Origin of the sequence: Rothia sp. HMSC068E02 (genome assembly GCF_001813565.1) — a bacterium.
Taxonomy (GTDB): domain Bacteria; phylum Actinomycetota; class Actinomycetes; order Actinomycetales; family Micrococcaceae; genus Rothia.
On the sequence record NZ_KV812882.1, the window covers coordinates 304,802 to 326,499 of the forward strand.

Below are 21,698 nucleotides of genomic sequence, written 5' to 3' on the forward strand. Positions count from 1 at the left end.
TCGGTCGGGTTTACACCGATGGTTGCTTCCGGCAAGGGCGCTACGGTCGGTGCGTCGGTCGGGTTCACGCCAACGGTTGCCTCGGGCAGGGGTGCCACGGTCGGTGCGTCGGTCGGGTTTACACCCACGGTTGCTTCCGGCAAGGGCGCTACGGTGGGTGCGTCGGTGGGGTTCACGCCCACGGTTGCTTCCGGCAGAGGAGCCACCGTCGGAGCATAGGTCGGAACCGCAGAAACCACGGGCTCCTGCGCGAAAAGCTCAAGAGGCTTCTGAGCATCAAACGAGCCGTACTCAGCACCCTGAACGCCAGCCGCCATAGTGCCCGCAATGTACTTGTGAGAGGTATTCAGCGTCGCCGCAACATCCGCCGGGACCTTCACCTCCGTCTCAAAAGCACCGTTGTGAATCTGCGAAGCAGGTACGGTCACCTCAGCCACGAAGCGCATACCCGTCTGAGGAAAACGACCGGGAACCCACACATTCGTATCAGACACCACCACGCGCACACCGTGCGGGGTCGCCTCACCCGTGTAGCCGGTACCGCGCACCTTCAACACAGTCTCACCCTTGGTGTTCAGACGCGGCGAATCCACGTGCAGAACCGGTGCGGCGCTATCCTTCACAACGTCCATGCGCAGAACCTGACCGCCCCCGTAACCATCAACGATGATATTAGCGACGAAGCTGTAGTTCTTCGCCGGGTCAATCAGGCTACCGGGAACGTAATGGGTCGCAGTCGCCGTGCCGTCCTTGAACGGGCCCTCAACGCGCACCGTCTGAATCGGGTTCAGAAACGGGAAACCCCTATGGTTTGCCTCGTGCAATGCCGGGGCGAAAGCGGTAGTTTTCGCGGGCAGTTTCGACGCCTTGAACGTAATCTTGTTCAGACGCAGGGCGGTCTTCAGCTCACGGGTATTGGTCTCAACCTTGTAGTTGTAGACCGTAATAACCGGTGGGTTATCCGGATTCGGGGTATTAGCCGCTGCAACAGAAGGCAGAGCGCACAGGCTCAACGACGCAGCAAGAAGAACAGAAGCGCCGGCGCTACCGTAGCGGCGGGCGTGGGAAGAGTTAGCCATCATGAAGTTCCTTCTACATGGGTGATTGAGTGATCCGCACTCTTCCTGTATCGCGCCAAGTCGAGTGCGTATACGGTACCGCGACATCGCGGTTAATTACACCGTAACACGCACCTAAACGCATGAACCGGACATAAGATAACTCGCCGAAATATTACGTAAAACCAACGCCTACAGGGCGCACAATAGGGCGGATGAATAAGACATACACGCACAGCGCCGGCTGGAGGATACGGAAATGCTAGGGTAGAAAGATGCCCACGCAGAAGAACCCGCAGAACCGAGTAGAAGTAGCCCCGCCCGCCCCGCCCGCCGAACCCAACGCTACTGAGCACAGCGCCATCGACAGCACGCACCGCGTCGTAAACGTGTGCGCTGTAGCAATCCGCAACTGGGACGGGCTCGTACTCACCGTGCGCAAACGGGGCAGTGACGGGTTCATGATGCCCGGCGGCAAACCCGAACCGGGGGAGACCCCGCTGCAGACTGCCTGCCGCGAAGTGAGCGAAGAAATCGGGCTCACCCCCGACCCCGACCGGATGCACCATCTCGGACTGCTAGAGGCCGCCGCACTGAACGAGGCAGGCTTTACGGTGCGCGCCGAAACCTTCGAATACGCCCCCACCGATGAGCAACACGAGCAGCTGGCTACGCTGGTGCCGCACGCTGAAATCGCTGAGCTGCGCTGGGTCAACCCCGCCATGAGCAGCCCCTCCGATTCTGCATTGCAGGCACCCCTGAATACCGAGCAGATTTTCCCGCTGTTGGCACGTACCCCGCTACCGTAACCACCGCGCTACCCTAACCACTGCGCCCAACGTGCCCCTGAACTGGCGGGCGCACACATGAGGTACACAGGTGCATCCGGTACCCTCAACACAGAAACATCTATCGTGGGTAGAACGCATAGAGGCGCTCCACCCCGGAAACCCTCATACACCCCAAGGAGAACCATGAAGAAGACTGACTACAACCTTGCCGTCTACTGCGGGGCACGCTCCGGCAACGACCCGCTCTTCACCGAGCGCGCCCGCGAGCTCGGCACCCTCTGCGCTCGGAACAATATTGGCGTGGTCTACGGCGGCGGCCGCACCGGCCTGATGGGCACCGTCGCGGGCGCGACCCTGGATGCCGGCGGCGTGGTCTACGGCGTGGTCACCCACAAGCTGGTCGGTCTGGAGGGCGTCTACCCCGGCCAGACCACCCTCGACATTGTGGACACCATGCACCAGCGCAAAATCGCCATGATTGAGAAGGCTGACGCGTTCGTCGCCATGCCCGGCGGCCCCGGCACCCTCGAAGAGTTCTTTGAAGTTTTCAGCTGGCAGTTCCTCGATATTCACTCCAAGCCGGTTGCCCTGCTGAACGTCAACGGCTACTGGGACAAGCTCATCGACGCCATGCACTACATGGCGTCCACCGGCCTGCTCAACGAACGCTACCTGGACGAGCTCATCATCGCCACCACCCCCGAAGAGTTGCTGGAGGCGCTTGCCAAGGACCTGGAGCGCCGCGCCGCCGAAAAGAACGCCGCCGAAAAGAACACTGCCGAATAAAACCAACGCAGAAAACGAGAACGACTATGGCAACCACCCCCAATCAGGCACGCACCCTGCTGCTGACCTACTTCGGCCCGTTCCCCGGCGTGCCGGTGAACCCTACCGTAGCGCTCGCCGAAGGTGCTCAGCGTCTGCTGACCCGGATGCGCCCGGATTTGAATGTCATCACCCGCGAGCTGCCCGTTAGCTACGACGGTTCCAGCACCGCCCTGCGCGCCGCCCTGCAGGATGTGCAGCCCGACGCGCTCATCAGCCTGGGTGTGGCGGTTGGCCGCGACGTGGTCAGCCTCGAGCAGGTCGCTATCAACCTGGACTCCGCCGGTATTGAAGATAACGACGGCGACCAGCGCTGCGATGAGCCGATCGCTCCGGGTGGTCAGGAGGCGTACTTCTCCTCCCTGCCGGTGCGCGCCAGCTTTGAGCGCCTGCGTGTGGCGGGGGAGCCGGTCGAGATTTCGTACACCGCCGGAACCTACGTGTGCAACCACGTGTTCTACGAGGGCCAGCGCATCAGCCGCGAGCTGGGGCTGAGCATCCCCGCCGGGTTCGTGCATGTGCCCGCAACCCGCGCTGACGGTGAAAATGCGACCGAGGGTGTAGAACTGACCGCTCACCGTGACGCCGGTGGCGTGGTGCGTGACGAGCAGGGCATCCCGCAGCTACCCGAATCCACCGTGGTGCGCATTATTGCTGAGGTTGCCTCCGACACCCTGCCCGCCGTGAACTAGCAGCACGGTACTGAGCTAGAACCCCTATAACAAAACCGCCGGATAGCCTCCCTAACTGGGAGCCTATCCGGCGGTTTTGCATCCTATACCCGCAGGCTATAAAACCCTCGGGGATAGGTTCGAACTACTACTTGGTGCGGTTCTTCAGGTAGTAGTCAATCAGCGAAGCAGTCGAAGAATCCTGACGAGCCAGAACCTCGCGGTCACCCTCAATAGCGGGAACCAGGTCCAGCGCCAGCTTCTTACCGAGCTCAACACCCCACTGGTCGAAGGAGTCAATGCCCCAAACAACACCCTGAACGAAGGTGATGTGCTCGTACAGGGCAATCAGGGAGCCCAGAACGCGCGGGGTCAGGCGCGGTGCCATGATGGAGGTGGAGGGGCGGTTGCCGCTGAAGATACGTGCGTTGACCACGTGCTCCGCGGTGCCCTCTGCGCGAACCTCTTCCTCGGTCTTGCCGAACGCCAGAGCCTGAGACTGTGCGAAGAAGTTAGCCAGGAACAGCTCGTGAACGTCCTGCTCGCCGTCCTTGGTCGGGTGGACCGGGTTGGCGAAGGCCAGGAAGTCCGCGGGAATCAGGCGGGTGCCCTGGTGAATCAGCTGGTAGAAGGCGTGCTGGCCGTTGGTGCCGGGCTCGCCCCAGAACACTTCACCGGTTGCGTAGTTGACGAAGGAACCGTCGGCGCGCACGGACTTGCCGTTGGACTCCATGGTCAGCTGCTGCAGGTATGCGGGGAAGCGGTGCAGGTACTGGTCGTAGGGCAGAACCGCGTGGGTCTCAGCACCGAGGAAGTTCACGTTCCAGATGTTCAGCAGACCCATCAGAACGGGGACGTTCTTCTCGAAGGGAGCGGTGCGGAAGTGCTCATCCATAGCGTGGAAGCCGGCGAGGAAGTCAGCGAAGACCTTCGGGCCCAGCACGATAGCCAGGGAGGTACCGATAGCGGAGTCTACGGAGTAGCGGCCGCCAACCCAGTCCCAGAAGCCGAAAGCGTTCTCGGGGTCAATGCCGAATGCTGCAACCTTGTCGAGCGCGGTGGAGACAGCCACGAAGTGCTTTGCCACGGCCTCGGATGCTTCCTTACCTTCCAGAGCGCCAGCCTCTGCCAGTGCGGACAGCAGCCACTCGCGTGCCACGCGGGCGTTGGTCAGGGTCTCCAGGGTACCGAAGGTCTTGGATGCGACGATGAACAGGGTGGTCTCGGGGTCCAGGTCGGAGACCTTCTCTGCCACGTCGGTCGGGTCAATGTTGGAGATGAAGCGTGCGGTGATGCCTGCGTCTGCGTAGGGCTTGAGAGCCTCGTACACCATGACCGGGCCCAGGTCGGAGCCACCGATACCGATGTTCACAACGGTCTTGATGCGCTTGCCGGTGATGCCGGTCCACTCGCCGTTGCGCACGCGCTCAGCGAACGCGTAGATCTTCTTCAGCACGGCGTGAACGTCTGCGTCTACGTCCTGGCCGTCAACGATCAGTGCCGGGGTGTAACCCTCGGGGCGGCGCAGCGCGGTGTGCAGTACGGCGCGGTCCTCGGTGACGTTAATGTGCTCACCGGAGAACATTGCCTCGCGAGCCTGCTCCAGCTTGACCTCTTCAGCGAGCTTGAGCAGCAGCTCAACGGTTTCGGAGGTAATCAGGTTCTTGGACAGGTCGACGTGCAGTTCGTCGGCGGTGAAGCTGAACTTCTGCGCGCGTTCCGGGTCAGCGGCAAACCATTCGCTCAGGTTCGGAGTGAGGGACTTGTGGTGAGCAGACAGAGCGGACCATGCGGAGGTGGTCGTAGGGTCAATAGAAGTAGTCATGGTTCCATTCTCTTATTTTCGGGTGCCTCTGTCATCTCTTTCGAAGGTGATATGGAACGATACGGCGAAAAAATCGAAACCTGGCACTGCTGTGAGCGGCACAGAAAAGAAGTGAGCAATTCGAAGAAATCGAAGATGGTGACATGCCTTGTCGGGTGTGTATCCACCGGCAGAGGGAATGAGCCGCAGAGGGACTGGGAGAAAGCCCACAATCTTTGAAGTTTCACTTTAAAGAACATTAGACTATATAGTTCAAAGAATCTTAGACCAGGGCTCAAAGTATCTGGGGTCATGAAACACCCCAAGAAATATCCACTAGATGCTCATATACAGCGTTCTACCCGGTACGACTTTTGGGGTAGAGGCTAAGCCTTTAACACTCAGGACAACCAAACATGGCATTTAATCTTTTCAAGGGGATTCGTGTGTCCAAAACCGACCAGAATCCTCCCTACGAATCTTTCCTGGAAAGTCGCGGCTTCCGCCCTGAAATCCAGGGTCTTCGTGCGTTCGCAGTACTGCTTGTCGTGATCTACCATGTGTGGGTGGGTAAGGTGTCCGGCGGAGTGGATGTCTTTCTCTTCATTTCCGCATTCCTGCTTTCGCTTTCCTTCATGCGGAAAATCAATGAGGGTAAGCCCCTCAAGCTCCTGAACTACTGGACCCACGTGTTCACCCGTCTGCTGCCCGCAGCGTCGGTCGTGATTCTGCTGACCCTCGCCGGTAGCTTCCTGGTGCTCTCGCCGACCATCTGGAGCGCACGTGCCGTGGACGCGCAGGCGTCCCTGTTCTACTGGCAGAACTGGAACCTGGCGAATAACTCGGTGAATTACTTTGCCTCTAACACCGGCGGCAAGTCGCCCTTCCTGCACTTCTGGTCCCTGTCCATTCAGGGTCAGATCTTCCTGCTGTGGCCGGTGCTCTTCGCAATCGCCGCTCTGCTGGTGAAGAAGACTCGTATCAAGCCGGTACCCGCTGCCGTGCTGGTCTTCGGCCTAGTCTTCTGCGCATCCTTCGCGTTCTCCGTCTGGGAGACCAAGAACTTCGCGGCATACGCCTACTTTGACACCCGCACCCGCCTCTGGGAGTTCGCGGTCGGTACCCTGCTCGCCATCATGACCCTCAAGTGGAAGCCCGCGCACATGGGCACCCGCGTGGCCATGGGCTGGATCGGTATCATCGGTCTGATTACCTGCGGTGCCGTGCTGCCCGTGGAGAAGGCATTCCCCGGCTTCCTGGCGCTGTGGCCGATTCTCTCCGGCGCGCTGCTCATTATTGCCGGCCGCACCGACCACAAGTTCGCAATTGACCGCCTGCTGGTGTCCAAGCCGCTGCTGAACCTGGGCAACATTTCCTACGCCCTGTACCTGGTGCACTGGCCCATGCTCGTGCTGTACAGCGCCGCCGTGGGTAAGCCGCGCGTCTCCTTCCTCGAAGGCACCGTACTGATTGCTGCATCGATTGGCCTGGCGTGGGTTCTGAACCGCTTCGTGGAGAAGCCCCTGCGCTCGGCATCCGATAACTTCCTACCGGCACTCGCCTCCAAGCTGAAGTTCAAGCGCCCCGTGACCTCCTACGCAGCGTGGGCTGGCAATATTGCGTTCGTCGCAGCAATTCTTGCCCTGGTCGCACCGACCGTGCTCGGTACCCGCGCACTGGCTGAGCAGCGTGACGCGCAGGTCATCAGCAATGCGATGGCTAGCGTCCAGAATGATGTCGACACCTACCCCGGTGCGCGTGCGCTCTCACCCGATAAGGAACTCGTTGAGGCTGATCCTATACCGAAGAATGCGACTATTACTAGTCTATTCGTCCCCTGGGATACCGGCTGTAAGGGCTCTTATGTTCTGATTAATGAACAATTGGACATTAGCTGCGGCTATACGAAGAACGCTTCCGATGATGCGCCTCTCTTCGCCGTGGTGGGCAGCTCTCATGCCCTGCAGAAGACAGAAGCTCTGAAAGGCATTTCTAAGCAGGTGGGTGCTAATCAGCTGAACCTGTTGCTAACCGGCTGCCCGTATCCTTTCACCCAGCCTGCGAATACGGTGAATGGGTTCATGAAGCGTTGCATCCCGTTCAGTGAGAATGCGACCGCTGAAATTCTGGCGGCCAAGCCCTCTACTGTATTTATTATTTCGACCACCACAGCAGCAACCGCTGAGGGCGAAACCGTAGACCCCGGTCTAGACGAGACTTTGCGCAAGCTAACCGACGCAGGTATTCAGGTTATTGGTATTCGCGATAACCCGCGTTTCGCCTCTGACATGTACATGTGTGCTATGAAAGCGAAGAATATCGATGACTGCTCTGAACCGGTGGAAGCAAAGTACGGTGATGATCCTGCCGCCCCGATTTTCGCCAAGTACGCTGATCGTGGCGCCTACCAGATCGATCTGAAGGATGTGTACTGCCCCGACGGCAAGTGCTCCGTGATTCAGGGCAACGTCTACATGTACGCTGACTCGAACCACCTGACGAATGTCTATGAGGCAACCCTGACCGATATTATCTACGAGCGTGCCCTTGCCGCTGGTTGGGACCCGAAGGGAACCACCGCAAAGTAACGCACCTGATAAGATTGTGAAGAGTGCAGTGCCCCCTTCCGTTGCGTGCGGGAGGGGGCTTTGCTGTGCTTTGTCGGCTTTTCTACACCTCGTGGACTGTTGGGTAACGAGGGTAGTTTAGTTGGGAGGGGAGTCGGCTTTTGGTTTTGCCAGGCAAACGGTTGCCACGCGCGCGGGCTGTTTGAACGGAATGGAGGTGAGCGGAGTAGAGTAAAACCTATGACTTCTTCATCTGAACACACTCCCGCTGATACTCATACACCGCGCTACCTGCTCCTTTCTCGCGAAGGGGAAACCCTTCTCAACGCTGACGGAACCGTGCACTACCTGACCGGTAACGATGCTGCCGAGCCGCTGACCGAAGACGTGATCCTTGCACGCAGTGTCATCCGCCCCGCCGCTTACGGCGCTGACGCCCAGAAGAATAGTGGCGCGGAGGTGCACGTGCTCTACTGCGAGGATGAAACCCTCGCGCAGGTCGCCGTCAACCTGAACAACCCTCGGGTGCGCGCCTCCAGCAGTGGCTTCTGGTACTACCCGGTCCACGAGGACCCGGAAGGCCGCGCCCACTACGCAACCGCCCTTGCACGCCGCGACTACCTCATCGACATGAGCTACTCCGCCTACAGCGGCGAAGAGGCGCCCCTCGGCTCCAAGGGAATCCGCCGCACCGCCTCCGGCGAGATGGTGTTCCCCCGCATCGAACCCGCCGTCATGGCGCTGGTGACCAGCCGCGACGGCGAGCGCGTGCTACTGGCGAATAACCGCCAGTGGCACCCCAACCGCTTCGCCCTCATTGCCGGTTTCGTTGACCCTGGCGAGAACCTCGAAGAGGCAATCGCCCGCGAAGTCTACGAAGAAACCGGCCTGCACGCCCTCAGCACCGAGTACCGTATGAGCGATGTGTGGCCTTTCCCGCGTTCGCTCATGATTTGCTACCGGGTGCGCGTGGATGAGAACGAAACCATCATCCACCACGACGGTGAGATTCGTGCCGCACGCTGGTTCACCGCCGCTGAGCTGCGTGAGGCGATTGCTATTTCGGAGGAACGTGGCAACAGTGACGAGGATGACCCCGCCAAGCTGGAGCTGCCCGGCACGAACGCCGTCGCTCGCCGCATGATTGATGAGTGGCTCGCAGAAAAGCCCTAGTGATACACTGGTAGCTAAGCCCAACGGAGGGGGGTCCGTTTTGGCGTGCCCGGAAACGTTCTCATCGCAGAGCGGGTCCATCGGCAAACACCCAAACCGGCAACGACCACCAGATACCTATCTGTGGGTACTGCCCTGTGACCCCCTGCGCTGTCTAGAGCGCACCCGTTGGCAAGACTATCCCCTAGATTTAAGCGAGAAACTTAACGCATGTCTGAAAACACCGCTTCGCGCCCCGACCTTCGCAATGTGGCTATCGTGGCACACGTTGACCACGGCAAGACCACCATCGTCGACGCGATGCTGCAGCAGACCCACGCCTTCTCTGCCCACGCAGATGTTGAAGACCGAGTCATGGACTCCGGCGACCTCGAAAAGGAAAAGGGCATCACCATTCTGGCGAAGAACACCACCGTGTTCTACAACGGCCCTTCCGCCAACGGTGAGACCATCACCATTAACGTTATTGACACCCCCGGCCACGCCGACTTCGGTGGCGAGGTGGAGCGCGGCCTGTCCATGGTTGACGGCGTTGTGCTGCTCGTGGACGCATCCGAAGGTCCGCTGCCCCAGACCCGCTTCGTGCTGCGTAAGGCACTGGCTGCTAAGCTGCCCGTGATCCTCGTGGTGAACAAGGTGGACCGCCCCGACTCCCGTATCGACGAGGTCGTTGGCGAGTCCATGGACCTGCTGCTCGGCCTGGCATCTGACCTGGCGGACGAGGTTCCTGACCTGGACCTGGACGCTGTGCTGAACGTTCCGGTAGTGTACGCATCCGGTAAGGCTGGCGCTGCATCCCTGAACCAGCCCGCAGACGGCCAGCTGCCCGACAACGACGACCTTGAGCCGCTGTTCAAGACCATCATCGAGCACGTGCCCGCCCCCACCTACGACCCCAACGAGGTTCTGCAGGCACACGTGACCAACCTGGACTCCTCCCCGTTCCTGGGTCGTCTGGCACTGGTCCGTATCTTCAACGGCACCCTGAAGAAGGGCCAGACCGTTGCGTGGGCACGTCACGACGGTGAAATCAAGAACGTCCGCATCTCCGAGCTGCTGGCTACCAAGGCTCTCGAGCGTGTACCCGCAGAGTCCGCTGGCCCCGGCGAAATCGTCGCAGTGGCTGGTATCGAGGACATCACCATTGGTGAAACCCTCACCGACGCTGAGAACCCCAAGCCCCTGCCGCTAATCAAGGTGGACGATCCCGCGATCTCCATGACCATCGGTATTAACACCTCCCCGCTGGCTGGCCGCGTCAAGGGCGCAAAGGTCACCGCACGTCAGGTGAAGGACCGCCTGGACCGCGAGCTGATCGGTAACGTGTCCATCAAGGTTCTGCCCACCCAGCGTCCGGACGCGTGGGAAGTTCAGGGCCGTGGCGAGCTCGCCCTGGCTATCCTCGTCGAGCAGATGCGCCGCGAAGGCTTCGAGCTGACCGTGGGTAAGCCCCAGGTGGTTACCAAGACCATCAACGGCAAGGTCTACGAGCCCATGGAGCACATGATCATTGACGTGCCCGAGGAGTACCTGGGCGCTGTCACCCAGCTGATGGCTGCACGTAAGGGCCGCATGGAGAACATGGCGAACCACGGTACCGGTTGGGTCCGTATGGAGTTCGCTGTTCCCGCACGTGGTCTGATTGGTTTCCGTACCCAGTTCCTGACTGAGACCCGCGGTGCCGGTATTTCTTCCTCCTACTCGATTGAGCACGAGCCCTGGGCTGGCGACATTGAGTACCGCACCAACGGTTCGCTGATTGCTGACCGTGCCGGCGTGGTGACCCCCTACGCGATGATTAACCTGCAGGAGCGCGGCACCTTCTTCGTTGAGCCCACCTCCGAGGTGTACGAGGGCATGATCGTTGGTATGAACTCCCGTGCAGACGACATGGAAGTTAACATCACCAAGGAAAAGAAGCTGACCAACATGCGTTCTTCGACCGCGGACAACTTCGAAAACCTGACCCCGCCGAAGAAGCTGACCCTGGAAGAGTGCCTGGAATTCGCTCGCGAAGACGAGTGCGTTGAGGTGACCCCCGAGGCGATTCGTATCCGTAAGGTCATCCTGGATTCCAACGAGCGTGTCCGCGAGTTCCGCCGCCGCGCCCGTGCGAACTAGTACAGCGCGAACTGATAGCGCGTTAGCGACTCACCTGCTGTAGCGGGTGCTGTCGTTGTTCAAGAGCCGCCGCTGCCTTTCATATGGAAGGTAGCGGCGGTTCTGTTTAACCCTCAGGCGCGTTCGGGAAGTACCGGCGGGGCGGCGGGAGAGAAGGGGGAGGAGAGCCGGGGGCTTTTGCTTTCTGCTGAAAACCGCCTCCAAAAACCGCTTCTGAAAAGCCCGAACACCCCGTGCTGTACATGCGAGTGTGTAAGATAAAATAATGCGCCTGCGCGGTAGCGGCACCCGTCCGCTACTCAACATCTGCTGATCAACGATGTAAATTGCCGGCGCGCTTTGACCGTCCAAGAAACCCAACCCTGCGTATGAGAGGGAAAGCCTGTGTCTGAAACCGAGAACACTCAGCCTGATTCTGCGACCCCCAGCTACCCCACGCAGGGTGAGCGCATCGCCCCCGGATCGCGCCGTGACCTGCTGCCGAATAACTACGATGCGAAGAAGGCACGCATCCTGTTCGTGCATGCACACCCGGACGACGAAACCTCCTCGACCGGCGCGACCATGGCGTACTATGCGCAGAAGGGCGCGGAGGTGTACCTGCTGACCGCTACCCGCGGTGAGCTGGGTGAGGTCATCCCCGAGGAGCTGCATCACCTGGAGGTCGGTAAGCCCGGCTGCCGTGATAACGGTGAGGCGCTGGGCGAGTACCGTACCGGTGAGCTTGCCGGCGCTATCAAGGCACTGGGCGTGAAGAAGCAGTTCTTCCTGGGCCAGGAACCCGCCGTCGCGGAGGGCGCGCTGCCGCTATACCGTGACTCCGGTATGGCGTGGGGCCCGGAGGGTAAGCCCGTCGCCAACCCGGTGGCGGCGGAGGACTCGTTGACCGCGCAGCCGCTGGAACCGCAGGCTCAGGCGCTGGTTGCCGCTATCCGCGCCCTCACCCCGGATGTTCTGGTCACCTACGATTCGGACGGCGGCTACGGCCACCCCGACCACGTGCGCGTGTACGAGATTGTGCACCGTGCCCTGCAGATTCTTGAAGATGACGAGGACCGCCCGATTCTTACCTGGGGTATTGAGGGTGAGTTCGACGCGGCTGATCAGCGCCTGCAGGCTGCTATTTACGGTGACGGCACCGCCAAGCGCAAGGCAATGGAGGCGCACCGCACCCAGATTACGGTGGTGGACGAGAAGACTTTTGAGTACTCGAATAAGGTGCCGCAGAAGATTTCTTCCGTAGAGACTTTCCGTGTGCTCGACGGTGACCCGACGGCGACCGTGCACCCGAAGCCGCAGGAGGCTGGTCTGGTGGCGGGCGTTCTGACCGGCTCGATTCTGGGTATTTTTGCCGGTATTGCCGGGTCGATTTACCACGCTTGGGTCGTTTATGCGGGTGATACCGCCCTGCCCCTCGGCTTGCTGGTGGCGTACCTGACGGTTTTCTTTACCGCCCTGTGGTGCGCCCTGTCGCTGCGCCGCGGCTACGCGGCGGCGGTTGTGGCTGTTGCCGTGTTCGTGACCGTGTACGTGCTCGGATACGGTCGCCCCGATTCGCCGTTTGTTTTGGTGAACCCGGGTCATTCGGCGATTGGCTTCTACGGTGCCCTGTGGTGGTTTGGTGCCCCGGTTGCGGCGATGCTGGGCATGCTCGTGTACACGCGCGCTCGCGTGAAGGACGCGCAGTATTTCTCGCCGCGTGCGGCGCATCAGCGTGCGCGCGCTAAGAAGTAGCCTGAAGGCTATTACTATGTCATAACGTGGGGGAGGGGCGTTCCGGTTAGCAGGGACGCCCCTCCTGCTGTTTTTGGGCGCTGCACCGCTGCTGTCTTCTGCACCCGCCGGATAGAGGCTCAGGTAGAGGACAATAGGGAAGAAAATTTATGCGTTATTCGGTGAATTTAGCGGAGGTGGAAATAATGGCAACTTCATCAAAAAATTCATGTGACGAAGATTTCATTTTTGGCTTAATCTATTTTTAAAAGCCAGCCGACTAGTCGTAATGCAAATAAATACCAGGTCAGCCTAGCCTAAAAAATACCCCCACAAACCCAATGACCCACTGTCTGATACACCACGAAAATACTGTTAAACAGTCAGCGCGCGATAGACTATACACAGACTTCCCCGCCGGGTACCAACCACTCGGCGGTTTACTCTGTAGATTCTGCCCTGCAGCAGACGACCCGCAGAACGGCGGGCACGGGGCGAACAGCTTCTAGAAAGGCACACCAATGACCTACGTAATCGCGCTTCCCTGCGTGGATGTCAAAGACCGCGCATGCGTTGAAGAATGCCCCGTCGACTGCATCTACGAAGGCGAACGCACCCTGTACATCCACCCCGATGAGTGCGTGGACTGCGGCGCCTGCGAGCCCGTCTGCCCCGTAGAAGCAATCTACTACGAAGACGACGTCCCCGAAGAGTGGACCGAATACGTCAGCGCCAACGCAGACTTCTTCGACGACCTGGGTTCCCCCGGTGGCGCAGCAAAGCTCGGCCCCACCGGCAAGGACGTGCCCTTCATCGCGGCACTGCCCCCTCGTGGCGAGTAATAGCCTGCGGCGAATAATAGCTACCGCATAGACTGACCGCACCCGCTAACGGGTGCCAAGAGCCTCCATCACAGCACCCGGTGCCCACGCACCGTCTAGGCGCTGGAATGGAGGCTCTTGCTGTAGGCACGCCAACGCACGGACGCTAGACTAAAATGACGAAAACTATTCCCAAGCAACCAGGTGACACAATGACTTACGGCCTGAACCTGCCCGAATACCCCTGGGAGGCGCTCGCCCCCTACCGCGCAACCGCGGCCGCCCACCCGGACGGTCCGGTGGACCTGTCCATCGGCACCCCGGTTGACCCGACCCCGCAGAACATTCGCGAGGCGCTGGCGGCTGCCTCTGACGCACCCGGCTACCCGGCCACCCACGGCACCCGCGCCCTGCGTGAGGCTATTGCCGAGTGGTTTGCGCGCCGCCGCGGCGTGAAGGGCCTGAGCCCGGAGGCGATCATGCCCACGGTCGGTTCGAAGGAGCTCGTGGCGTGGCTGCCGTTCCTGCTGGGCCTGGGCCCGGGCGATGTGGTCGTGTACCCGCGCGTTGCGTACCCCACCTACGATATGGGTGCCCGCTTTGCCCGCGCCGAGTCCGTGCCCGCCGACAGCCTGGACGAGCTGGACGCTGACACCCGCAGCCGCGTGAAGCTGATTTGGGTGAACTCCCCGGCGAACCCGAACGGTGTGGTGCGTACCGTGGAGCAGCTGCGTGAGATTGTGGCGCAGGCGCGTGAAATCGGTGCCGTGGTGGCGTCCGATGAGTGCTACGCGGAGCTCGGTTGGGGTGCTTGGGATGAGGTGCGCGGCGGTCAGCCGGTGCCGTCTATCCTGGATCCGCGCGTGTGCGATGGCGACTTCACCGGCCTGTTTGCGGTGTACTCGCTGTCGAAGCAGTCGAACCTCGCCGGTTACCGCGCCGCGTTCATCGCCGGTGCCCCCGAGCTGATGCCGAACCTGATTAATAGCCGCAAGCACGCCGGCATGATTGTGCCCGCCCCCGTGCAGGCTGCCATGATGGTGGCGCTGGCTGATGAGGCACACGTGGAGGCTCAGAAGGACCTGTACCGTGCCCGCCGTGAGGTACTGCAGGAGGCGATTGCCGCCGCCGGTGGCCGCATCGAGAATTCTGAGGCTGGCCTGTACCTGTGGACCACTTTCGGCGAGTCCACCTGGGATTCGATTGGTCGCCTGGCTGAGCTGGGTATTATTGCTGGCCCCGGCGTGTTCTACGGCGAGGACGGCGAAGGCTACGTGCGCATCGCCCTGACCGCCTCCGATGAGGCGGTGGCGAAGGCTGCTGAGCGTCTGAAGGCATCTGCCGCTAAGTAGCCCCGACGGGTCTAACTAGCCCGCATAGCAGAAAGCCCCCGCACCCTCCCGAAAGGGGAGTGCGGGGGCTTTGCCGTATCTGCTTATCGCCGTTGGCTGGAGTGCCCGGACGATAGGTGAGATAACACCTATCGGGCACTCTTCAACACCCCTCACAAGGGGCTAAAACAGCTTAGGCTTCGTAACCGTTGGGGTTGTTCTTCTGCCAGTTCCAGTGGTCGCGAACCATGGTCTTAATGTCGCGGCTAGCGCTCCAACCCAGATCCGCCAGAGCAGAGGAAGGATCAGCGTAAGAGACCGCAACGTCACCGGGGCGACGATCCACAATCTTGTACGGCAGCTCCTTACCGCACGCCTCCTCGAACGCGTGCAGAACCTGCAGAACCGAGTAGCCGTTACCGGTACCCAGGTTCCAGGTGTGCAGGCCGCCGTGCTCAGCAATGTAGTTCAGCGCCTTCAGGTGGCCATCAGCCAGGTCAACCACGTGGATGTAGTCGCGCACGCCGGTACCGTCAACGGTCGGGTAGTCGTTACCGAAGACGTTCAGGTGATCGCGGCGACCCACAGCAACCTGCGCGATGAAGGGCACCAGGTTGTTCGGGATACCCGCCGGGTCCTCACCGATACGGCCGGACTCGTGCGCACCAACGGGGTTGAAGTAACGCAGCAGAGCAATGTTCCACTTGGGATCGGAAGCAGCCAGGTCAACCAGCATGTCCTCAATGTGCTCCTTGGTGCGGCCGTAGCAGGACTGTGCGTCCATGTTCATCTTCTCGATCAGAGGCATGGACTCGGGCTCACCGTACACGGTAGCGGAGGAGGAGAACACGATGGAGTGGCAGTCAGCCTCGTCCATTGCGTACAGCAGGTTCAGGGTGCCAGCCACGTTGGTCTGGTAGTACCACAGCGGCTTCTCTGCGGACTCGCCCACAGCCTTCAGGCCCGCAAAGTGAATCACAGCGTCGGGGCGAACCTGCTTGAAGAGAGCCTTCATACCTTCGAGGTCGAGCAGGTCAACCTTGTGGAACTCGGGGGCGCGGCCAGCGAGTTCAGCGACGCGCTTGAGGGACTCCTCGGAAGAGTTCGCGAGGTTATCCATGACGACGACGTCGTGGCCTGCCTTGAGCAGTTCAAGTACAGTGTGGGAGCCGATGTAGCCGGCGCCGCCGGTAACGAGTACCTTCATGATGTCCTTTCGGGCTTTATATATCCGGAAAAAGTGCTCCGGATGGGGGACAAAAGCTGTTGAGCTGTATCTAATAGTACAGCCGTGCACGGGGCGTAAGTACTGCGGGACACTGTGCGCTTGTGCACTCTGGTGTGAGCACGTGGGAGGCGCTATTTAGGTGTGTCGACACTCGCCTCCGCCTAGCTTTATAACCCGCAGCTAATCCCACCAGAAATACCATTGGCGGCTCTGGTGAATAAACTCCGTCAGCTGCTCAAAATCCTCAAACACCTGGAACGGAAGATCGGAACAGAACGCGAACTGCTCGACCGCCACCTTCTTCGCCTCCAACGGGTCGGTTACGGGGCGTTCCACCAGAAATTCCAGACAATCGGCATTGTCAAGAGCCGCCGGGATTGCGCCGTACTTTTCACGCCAATAGTGGGTGAACGCCAGCTGCGTTTCGGCGTTCGGGCAGTCATTCCAGCCGCCGAAGGGCAGGTACGCGGGAATATCGGCGGGGTCATCGGTCGGAATCTGCAGCAGGAGCATCTCGCCCTGCTCCTCATCCTGGAGCTCGTAGCAGAGTAGGGCAGAAAGAATCGGGGCGTCATCTTCGGGCTCCTCATCGGGCAGAAAATCGGAGCTCATAAACTCGTCGACAAGCTCGTTGAGGTTGAAGTCGTCCGGGTCGTTCTCGTGAGTCTCTTCGCCATCGTCCATAACCTGGCGCAACTGCTGAGCAATGGCGGCGCTACCGTACTCTTCGGTGGAGGCGCCACCACGGGCGGTACGGTAACGCTGCAGGACAGCACGAGTGTAGGCGCTCACCTGCTCGGGGGTTAGAGTCTCAACATCGTCAATGATGTCGTGCTCAATAGACACCGCAATGACCATGCTTTCAAGCACCGTATCGTTCAGGTTCAGGAAGAAGGGGACGAACCCCTGCGCGCGCCCCAGCTTAGCCAGCTCATCGTAACGAGCCATGGCATCAGCGGCAGGAGCGCCCACTGGAATACGCTCGTGCGGGTAGGGGAAGAGACGCGTAAAGTGCCGGTAGGTTTCGCTCATCGTCGACTCTGACTTAGTTGATTCGGGCATCTGAATTCCTCTCTGAACTGTACAAGTGGTCAGTCATGGCGGGTACGCTGTACCCGGTACTACCAGCCTAGCGAAAGCCCGAGCATCCCGCCCTGAAAACGGTCATCGTAGCCGCCGCGGATTCGCGCCCAGCCTGTGAGAGCGGCGGACGAGGGAACACAGGGCACAGAAAAGGGGCCGGGATGCTTCACGCATCCCGACCCCTAAAGCCGATCCCTAAAGTTCGCGGGCCGACCCCCAACGTTCGCAAGGGCAACCAGCACTAGTCCAGGTACAGACTAGTTCAGGTGCAGATTAGTTCAGGTGCAGCGCCTCGTTCAGCTCCACGGTGTTCTTCGCACGCGGCAGAACCTCAATCGCGCCGCTAATCGAATTGCGGCGGAACAGCAGGTTCGACACACCGGACAGCTCCGCAGCCTTCACCACGCGCGCCTCCTGACCGGGCAACAGAACGCTCACGCGCGAACCGGCGGTCACATACAGGCCAGCCTCAACCACGCAGTCATCACCCAGGGCAATACCGATACCGGACTCCGCACCCAGCAGGGAACGCTCACCAATAGACACGCGCTGAGTGCCGCCACCGGAAAGAGTACCCATCGTGGAGGCGCCGCCACCCACATCCGAGCCGTCGCCCACCACAACGCCCTGAGAAATACGGCCCTCAACCATGGAGGTGCCCAGGGTGCCGGCGTTGAAGTTCACGAAGCCCTCGTGCATCACGGTCGTGCCGGACGCCAGGTGCGCACCCAGGCGCAGACGGTCACCGTCGCCAATGCGCACGCCAGCGGGAACCACGTAATCCACCAGGCGCGGGAACTTATCAATGTGGCTCACGCTCAGGTGACCCAGCTTGCGCAGACCAATCGCAAGCTTCTGGAACTCGGCGGCAAGCACCGGGCCGTGGTTGGTCCACGCAACGTTCGCCAGGGTGCCGAACAGGCCGTCCAGGTTCAGCTCGTTGGGGCGAACCAGAGTGTGGGAGAGCAGGTGCAGACGCAGGTACGCGTCGACTGCGTCTTCGGGTGCCTCATCCAGGTTGATGGAGGCGGTACGCACCTCGGTACGGGCGTTGCGCGCAGGGTGCTCAACGGCCAGGTCCTCCAGCTCGTCCGCGATGGACAGGTCGGGGGTCTGGGTGAGGGAGGGGGCGGGGAACCAAGCATCCAGGACGGTGCCGGCGTGCTCGCCAGAGATAACAACATTGACCAGTGCAACGCCGGAGGCGTAACGGGGAGTGTTTTCAGACATGCCTCCCATTATAGTTTTGGGAGTGAGAGCCCCTTCAAGACCGTCTCATATGCTCGATATGGAAGTTGCGGGCGCGGGTGTGTGTACCGGGGAACCTGTAAGGTGGAAGGATGAGCGTTTCCCCGAATACTTCTGAACGTCACCCGGTTCCGGCACCGCCCCTGAATTTGGACGTGTCTATGCCCGAGCTGACGCGTGCCCTGCTGGATCTTGAGTCGGTTTCTGGTAACGAACGAACGATTGCTGATGCCGTGCACACGGCGCTGTCGTTCTGCCCCCACCTGCACCTGACCCGTGACGGGGACGCCATCATTGCCCGCACCGAATTCCCGCCGCTGCCTGGAGCTGAGGGGGAGAGTGCTGAGGGGGAGCGTACCCGCATTATCCTCGCCGGTCACCTGGATACCGTGCCCCTGCCTACCGTCGAGGGTTCCCTGGGTACTGTGCCCTCTACGGTGCGTGAAGAAGAGGACGGGTACGTGCTCTACGGCCGCGGCGCAACGGATATGAAGGGCGGCGTGGCGGTTCAGCTGAAGCTCGCCGCCGAACTGACCGCGCAGGATACCGACTACAACCTGACCTACATCTTCTACGACAACGAAGAAGTCGCCAGCGAACTCTCCGGGCTGGCGCGCCTGATCCGCAACCACGGCGAGCTCATCACTGACGCAGACTTCGGTGTGCTACTTGAACCGACCAACGGCACCATTGAGGGCGGCTGCAACGGCACCATGCGTTTCTTCGTGCGCACCCGCGGCCTCGCCGCCCACTCGGGGCGTGCATGGCGTGGCGAGAACGCAATTCACGCCCTGGCACCGGCGTTGGCGGCGCTCGCCTCCTACGAGCCGAAGACCATCGCGGTGGAGGGCCTGGACTATCGTGAGGGTCTGAATGCGGTGCAGATTTCTGGTGGCGTTGCCGGTAACGTGATTCCTGATGCGGCGGCAATGCACGTGAACTACCGGTTTGCCCCGGATAAGACCCTGGATGAGGCGGTCGCCCACGTGCGTGAGGTCTTCGCCGGATACGAGCTGGACTTTGTGGATCTTTCCCCGGCGGCACGCCCCGGACTGGACACCCCGCTGGCGGCTTCCCTGATTGAGGCTGTGGGGCAGGAACCTCAGCCGAAGTACGGTTGGACGGACGTGGCGCGCCTGAGCGAGATCGGTATTCCCGCGGTGAACTTCGGCCCCGGTGACGCCCTGCTGGCTCACACCGATAACGAACACGTGAGCTTTAGCCAGCTGACCCGCTGCCACGCAGATTTGCGTGCCTGGCTGCTCAGCGACCGCGACGAGGACTAGACACAACAGGACTAGTCACGGCGCTGATTCTGCCGGTGCTGGCGCTACTATTTGAATTTAGGTGACCGTCAGGGGTTGACGGTCCTGCATGATATGAGATTGACATGAACTTTCTTCTGATTCTGCTTGCCCTGCTAATTTCGGGCATCGCGGTGCTCTCCGTTGTGGCGCTCTCCGGTGAGCGTGCCGTGCCCGGTGCCGCGTTCTTTAGCGGTGTGGGCCGTGACGGTCTGGGCACCTTTGACCGTGTGGAGGATTTCGGCTTTATCGCTCCTCTCGTCGGTGCTCCCGAAGATGACAAGGCACTCGAGAACGCACCCGCCGCGGAGGCTACCGCTTCGGCTACAGAATCTGCTGATGCTAACGTCGCTGCCGCTGAGCCGGTTCGCCGCGTTGCGGTTCCGCTGGCTGATGATGCGGAGAGCACCTTGAGCGCGCATGACTTTGTGGAGAAGCGAAAGAACCCGCAGGCTGAGGGGAACTAACGCCCGTGAGTGTTTCGCCTGAACGTAATAGTGATTCCCCCGCGTATTCTCCTGTGCAGGGTGCCGCCACCCCCGCCTCCACGAAGGAGCAGGGCGAGTCTTTTGACGAGCTGCTGACCTGGGCGTACACCGCCGCCGGTGAGCGCCTGCACCGCGTGGGGGAGCGTCTGCGTGCCCTGCCCGCATGGCTGTCGGTACTGCTGATTTACGGCCTGTCCCGCGTGTGGGGCTTCATCGTGTTTGCCGTGGTCGGTCAGCAGCAGTTGCGCAGCCCGTGGGGTCAGCACCTGGATTATTTGTCGTTCATTAGCATCTGGGATGCCGGCTGGTATGAGCAGATTGCGGTACAGGGTTACCCGAGTGAGCTGCCGGTGAACGCGGCGGGTGTGGTTCAGCAGAATCAGTGGGCTTTTTACCCGATTTTCCCGCAGCTTTCCGGTGCTATTAGCCATGCGACGGGCATCGGGTACTACCCGGTGGCGGCGACGGTTGCTCTGCTTGCTGGTTTTGCGGCGGCGTGGGTGATTTACCTGCTGTTTGAGGCGTCGTTGAAGGCGACCGGTTTCAAGAGTGAGGAGTCGCCTTCTGCGCTGTCCATGTGGGCTGTGGCGTTGGTGTCGTTCTTGCCGGTGGCGCCGGTGCTTCAGGTGCCGTATGCGGAGTCGCTGAACCTGGTGTTCCTTGCCGGTGCGCTGCTGTGCCTGGTTCAGGGACGATACGGTCTGCTGGTTCCTGTGGCGGCGTTGGCGTGCCTGTCCCGCCCGGTGGGTGTGCCCCTGGGGGCGGCTGCCGGCCTGTGGTGGTTTGCGTGCTGGGTGCGTTCGAGCCGCCAGTCGGGTATGGGTGCGGCGTTTGTGCGTCATCTGGGGCAGCTGGTGAGCGCCTTGGTGGTGTGTGCGTGTGCGCTGGTGTGGCCTGCGATTGCGTGGTGGGCTACGGGTCGTGTGGATGCGTACACCGCCACGGAGACGGCGTGGCGCGGTACCCATTTGGCGCCGATTCAGCCGTGGCTGTCGCAGGGTTACCTGTACTTTGGGTATGCGGCTCCGGTGCTGCTGACTCTGCTGATTTTGGGCTTTATTGCTCTGTGTTTGAGCCCGTTGGCGCGTAGGGTTTTGGCGGCTCCGTTGAACCTGTGGTGCCTGAGTTATTTTGCGTATTTGATTCTGTTTTTGAATCCGCAGTCGTCGACGTTCCGCCTGTTGTTGCCGTTGTTCCCGCTGGTGCTTGTGGTGGCGGCGGCGAGCCGTTCGCGGGCGTATCGTTGGGCGTTGTTGGTGGCGGGTGCGTGTGCGCAGTGGGGCTGGGTTGGCTGGCTGTGGCATTGGAAGCAGCTACCCGGCGGTGGAGACTACCCGCCGTAAACCGAATATTGTGTCAGGAGACCGCTGGTGTGCTGCCGGCGGTCTTTTGCGTTCGGGAGGCGGGCGTGTCTGCGGTTGGAGCCGCAGCGTTTTAACCCGGCGGTGGAGATTATCCGCCGTAAACCGCTG

At 60.9% G+C, this 21,698-nt stretch carries 16 protein-coding genes and 1 pseudogene; 12 read left to right on the forward strand and 5 right to left on the reverse strand.

Going from position 1 to position 21,698, the window contains the following annotated elements:
- Positions 1 to 1,082: pseudogene (locus HMPREF2919_RS03010) on the reverse strand (hypothetical protein); the annotation flags it as partial.
- Between the two features lie 251 nt (positions 1,083 to 1,333).
- Here HMPREF2919_RS03010 and HMPREF2919_RS03015 point away from each other — a divergent pair.
- The 3 genes from HMPREF2919_RS03015 to HMPREF2919_RS03025 all read left to right on the forward strand — a co-directional run bounded on the left by HMPREF2919_RS03015 (position 1,334) and on the right by HMPREF2919_RS03025 (position 3,366).
- On the forward strand, positions 1,334 to 1,867 hold the full coding sequence (locus tag HMPREF2919_RS03015) for an NUDIX hydrolase (protein WP_193389288.1): 534 nt from the start codon (positions 1,334 to 1,336) through the stop codon (positions 1,865 to 1,867).
- Positions 1,868 to 2,032: 165 nt separating this feature from the next.
- On the forward strand, positions 2,033 to 2,635 hold the full coding sequence (locus HMPREF2919_RS03020) for an LOG family protein (protein WP_049349363.1): 603 nt from the start codon (positions 2,033 to 2,035) through the stop codon (positions 2,633 to 2,635).
- 26 nt (positions 2,636 to 2,661) lie between these two features.
- The gene (locus HMPREF2919_RS03025) at positions 2,662 to 3,366 is read left to right on the forward strand and encodes a pyroglutamyl-peptidase I (RefSeq protein WP_049359043.1); all 705 of its coding nucleotides are present in this window, start codon (positions 2,662 to 2,664) and stop codon (positions 3,364 to 3,366) included.
- Between the two features lie 127 nt (positions 3,367 to 3,493).
- Here HMPREF2919_RS03025 and pgi read toward each other — a convergent pair whose 3' ends face one another.
- A complete protein-coding gene (gene pgi, locus HMPREF2919_RS03030; protein WP_070593662.1) occupies positions 3,494 to 5,170 on the reverse strand; it encodes a glucose-6-phosphate isomerase in 1,677 nt (558 codons plus the stop codon).
- A gap of 395 nt (positions 5,171 to 5,565) precedes the next feature.
- Between pgi and HMPREF2919_RS03035 the strand changes: the two genes are divergently transcribed.
- The 6 genes from HMPREF2919_RS03035 to dapC all read left to right on the forward strand — a co-directional run bounded on the left by HMPREF2919_RS03035 (position 5,566) and on the right by dapC (position 14,896).
- A complete protein-coding gene (locus tag HMPREF2919_RS03035; protein ID WP_070593660.1) occupies positions 5,566 to 7,737 on the forward strand; it encodes an acyltransferase family protein in 2,172 nt (723 codons plus the stop codon).
- A 219-nt stretch (positions 7,738 to 7,956) separates the two neighbouring features.
- A complete protein-coding gene (locus tag HMPREF2919_RS03040; protein ID WP_049347059.1) occupies positions 7,957 to 8,889 on the forward strand; it encodes an NAD(+) diphosphatase in 933 nt (310 codons plus the stop codon).
- A 210-nt stretch (positions 8,890 to 9,099) separates the two neighbouring features.
- A complete protein-coding gene (gene typA / locus HMPREF2919_RS03045; protein WP_070666132.1) occupies positions 9,100 to 11,010 on the forward strand; it encodes a translational GTPase TypA in 1,911 nt (636 codons plus the stop codon).
- Positions 11,011 to 11,394: 384 nt separating this feature from the next.
- Positions 11,395 to 12,744 carry a PIG-L family deacetylase gene (locus HMPREF2919_RS03050; protein ID WP_049347063.1) on the forward strand — a complete coding sequence of 450 codons (1,350 nt, stop codon included), beginning with the start codon at positions 11,395 to 11,397 and terminating at the stop codon, positions 12,742 to 12,744.
- Positions 12,745 to 13,244: 500 nt separating this feature from the next.
- Positions 13,245 to 13,565 (forward strand): ferredoxin, encoded by a 321-nt coding sequence (fdxA, locus tag HMPREF2919_RS03055; RefSeq protein WP_049354209.1) that lies wholly within the window; start codon positions 13,245 to 13,247, stop codon positions 13,563 to 13,565.
- 191 nt (positions 13,566 to 13,756) lie between these two features.
- Positions 13,757 to 14,896 carry a succinyldiaminopimelate transaminase gene (dapC, locus tag HMPREF2919_RS03060; protein WP_070666135.1) on the forward strand — a complete coding sequence of 380 codons (1,140 nt, stop codon included), beginning with the start codon at positions 13,757 to 13,759 and terminating at the stop codon, positions 14,894 to 14,896.
- Between the two features lie 172 nt (positions 14,897 to 15,068).
- Here the strand turns inward: dapC and galE are convergent, their stop codons facing one another.
- From galE to dapD, 3 genes are all read right to left on the reverse strand, one after another.
- Positions 15,069 to 16,082 carry a UDP-glucose 4-epimerase GalE gene (gene galE / locus HMPREF2919_RS03065; protein WP_049354216.1) on the reverse strand — a complete coding sequence of 338 codons (1,014 nt, stop codon included), beginning with the start codon at positions 16,080 to 16,082 and terminating at the stop codon, positions 15,069 to 15,071.
- Positions 16,083 to 16,283: 201 nt separating this feature from the next.
- Positions 16,284 to 17,165 (reverse strand): DUF4253 domain-containing protein, encoded by an 882-nt coding sequence (locus HMPREF2919_RS03070; protein ID WP_070666138.1) that lies wholly within the window; start codon positions 17,163 to 17,165, stop codon positions 16,284 to 16,286.
- Positions 17,166 to 17,459: 294 nt separating this feature from the next.
- Positions 17,460 to 18,425 (reverse strand): 2,3,4,5-tetrahydropyridine-2,6-dicarboxylate N-succinyltransferase, encoded by a 966-nt coding sequence (dapD, locus tag HMPREF2919_RS03075; protein ID WP_070666141.1) that lies wholly within the window; start codon positions 18,423 to 18,425, stop codon positions 17,460 to 17,462.
- Positions 18,426 to 18,526: 101 nt separating this feature from the next.
- Here dapD and dapE point away from each other — a divergent pair, with 101 nt between their 5' ends.
- The 3 genes from dapE (at position 18,527) to HMPREF2919_RS03090 (ending at position 21,569) form a co-directional block, all read left to right on the forward strand.
- Positions 18,527 to 19,720, forward strand: a complete 1,194-nt coding sequence (gene dapE / locus HMPREF2919_RS03080; protein WP_070666144.1) for a succinyl-diaminopimelate desuccinylase — start codon at positions 18,527 to 18,529, stop codon at positions 19,718 to 19,720.
- 104 nt (positions 19,721 to 19,824) lie between these two features.
- On the forward strand, positions 19,825 to 20,205 hold the full coding sequence (locus HMPREF2919_RS03085; RefSeq protein WP_070666147.1) for a taurine ABC transporter substrate-binding protein: 381 nt from the start codon (positions 19,825 to 19,827) through the stop codon (positions 20,203 to 20,205).
- 5 nt (positions 20,206 to 20,210) lie between these two features.
- Positions 20,211 to 21,569, forward strand: coding sequence for a hypothetical protein (locus HMPREF2919_RS03090; protein ID WP_083311117.1), 1,359 nt, complete (start codon positions 20,211 to 20,213; stop codon positions 21,567 to 21,569).
- Positions 21,570 to 21,698 lie beyond the last annotated feature (129 nt).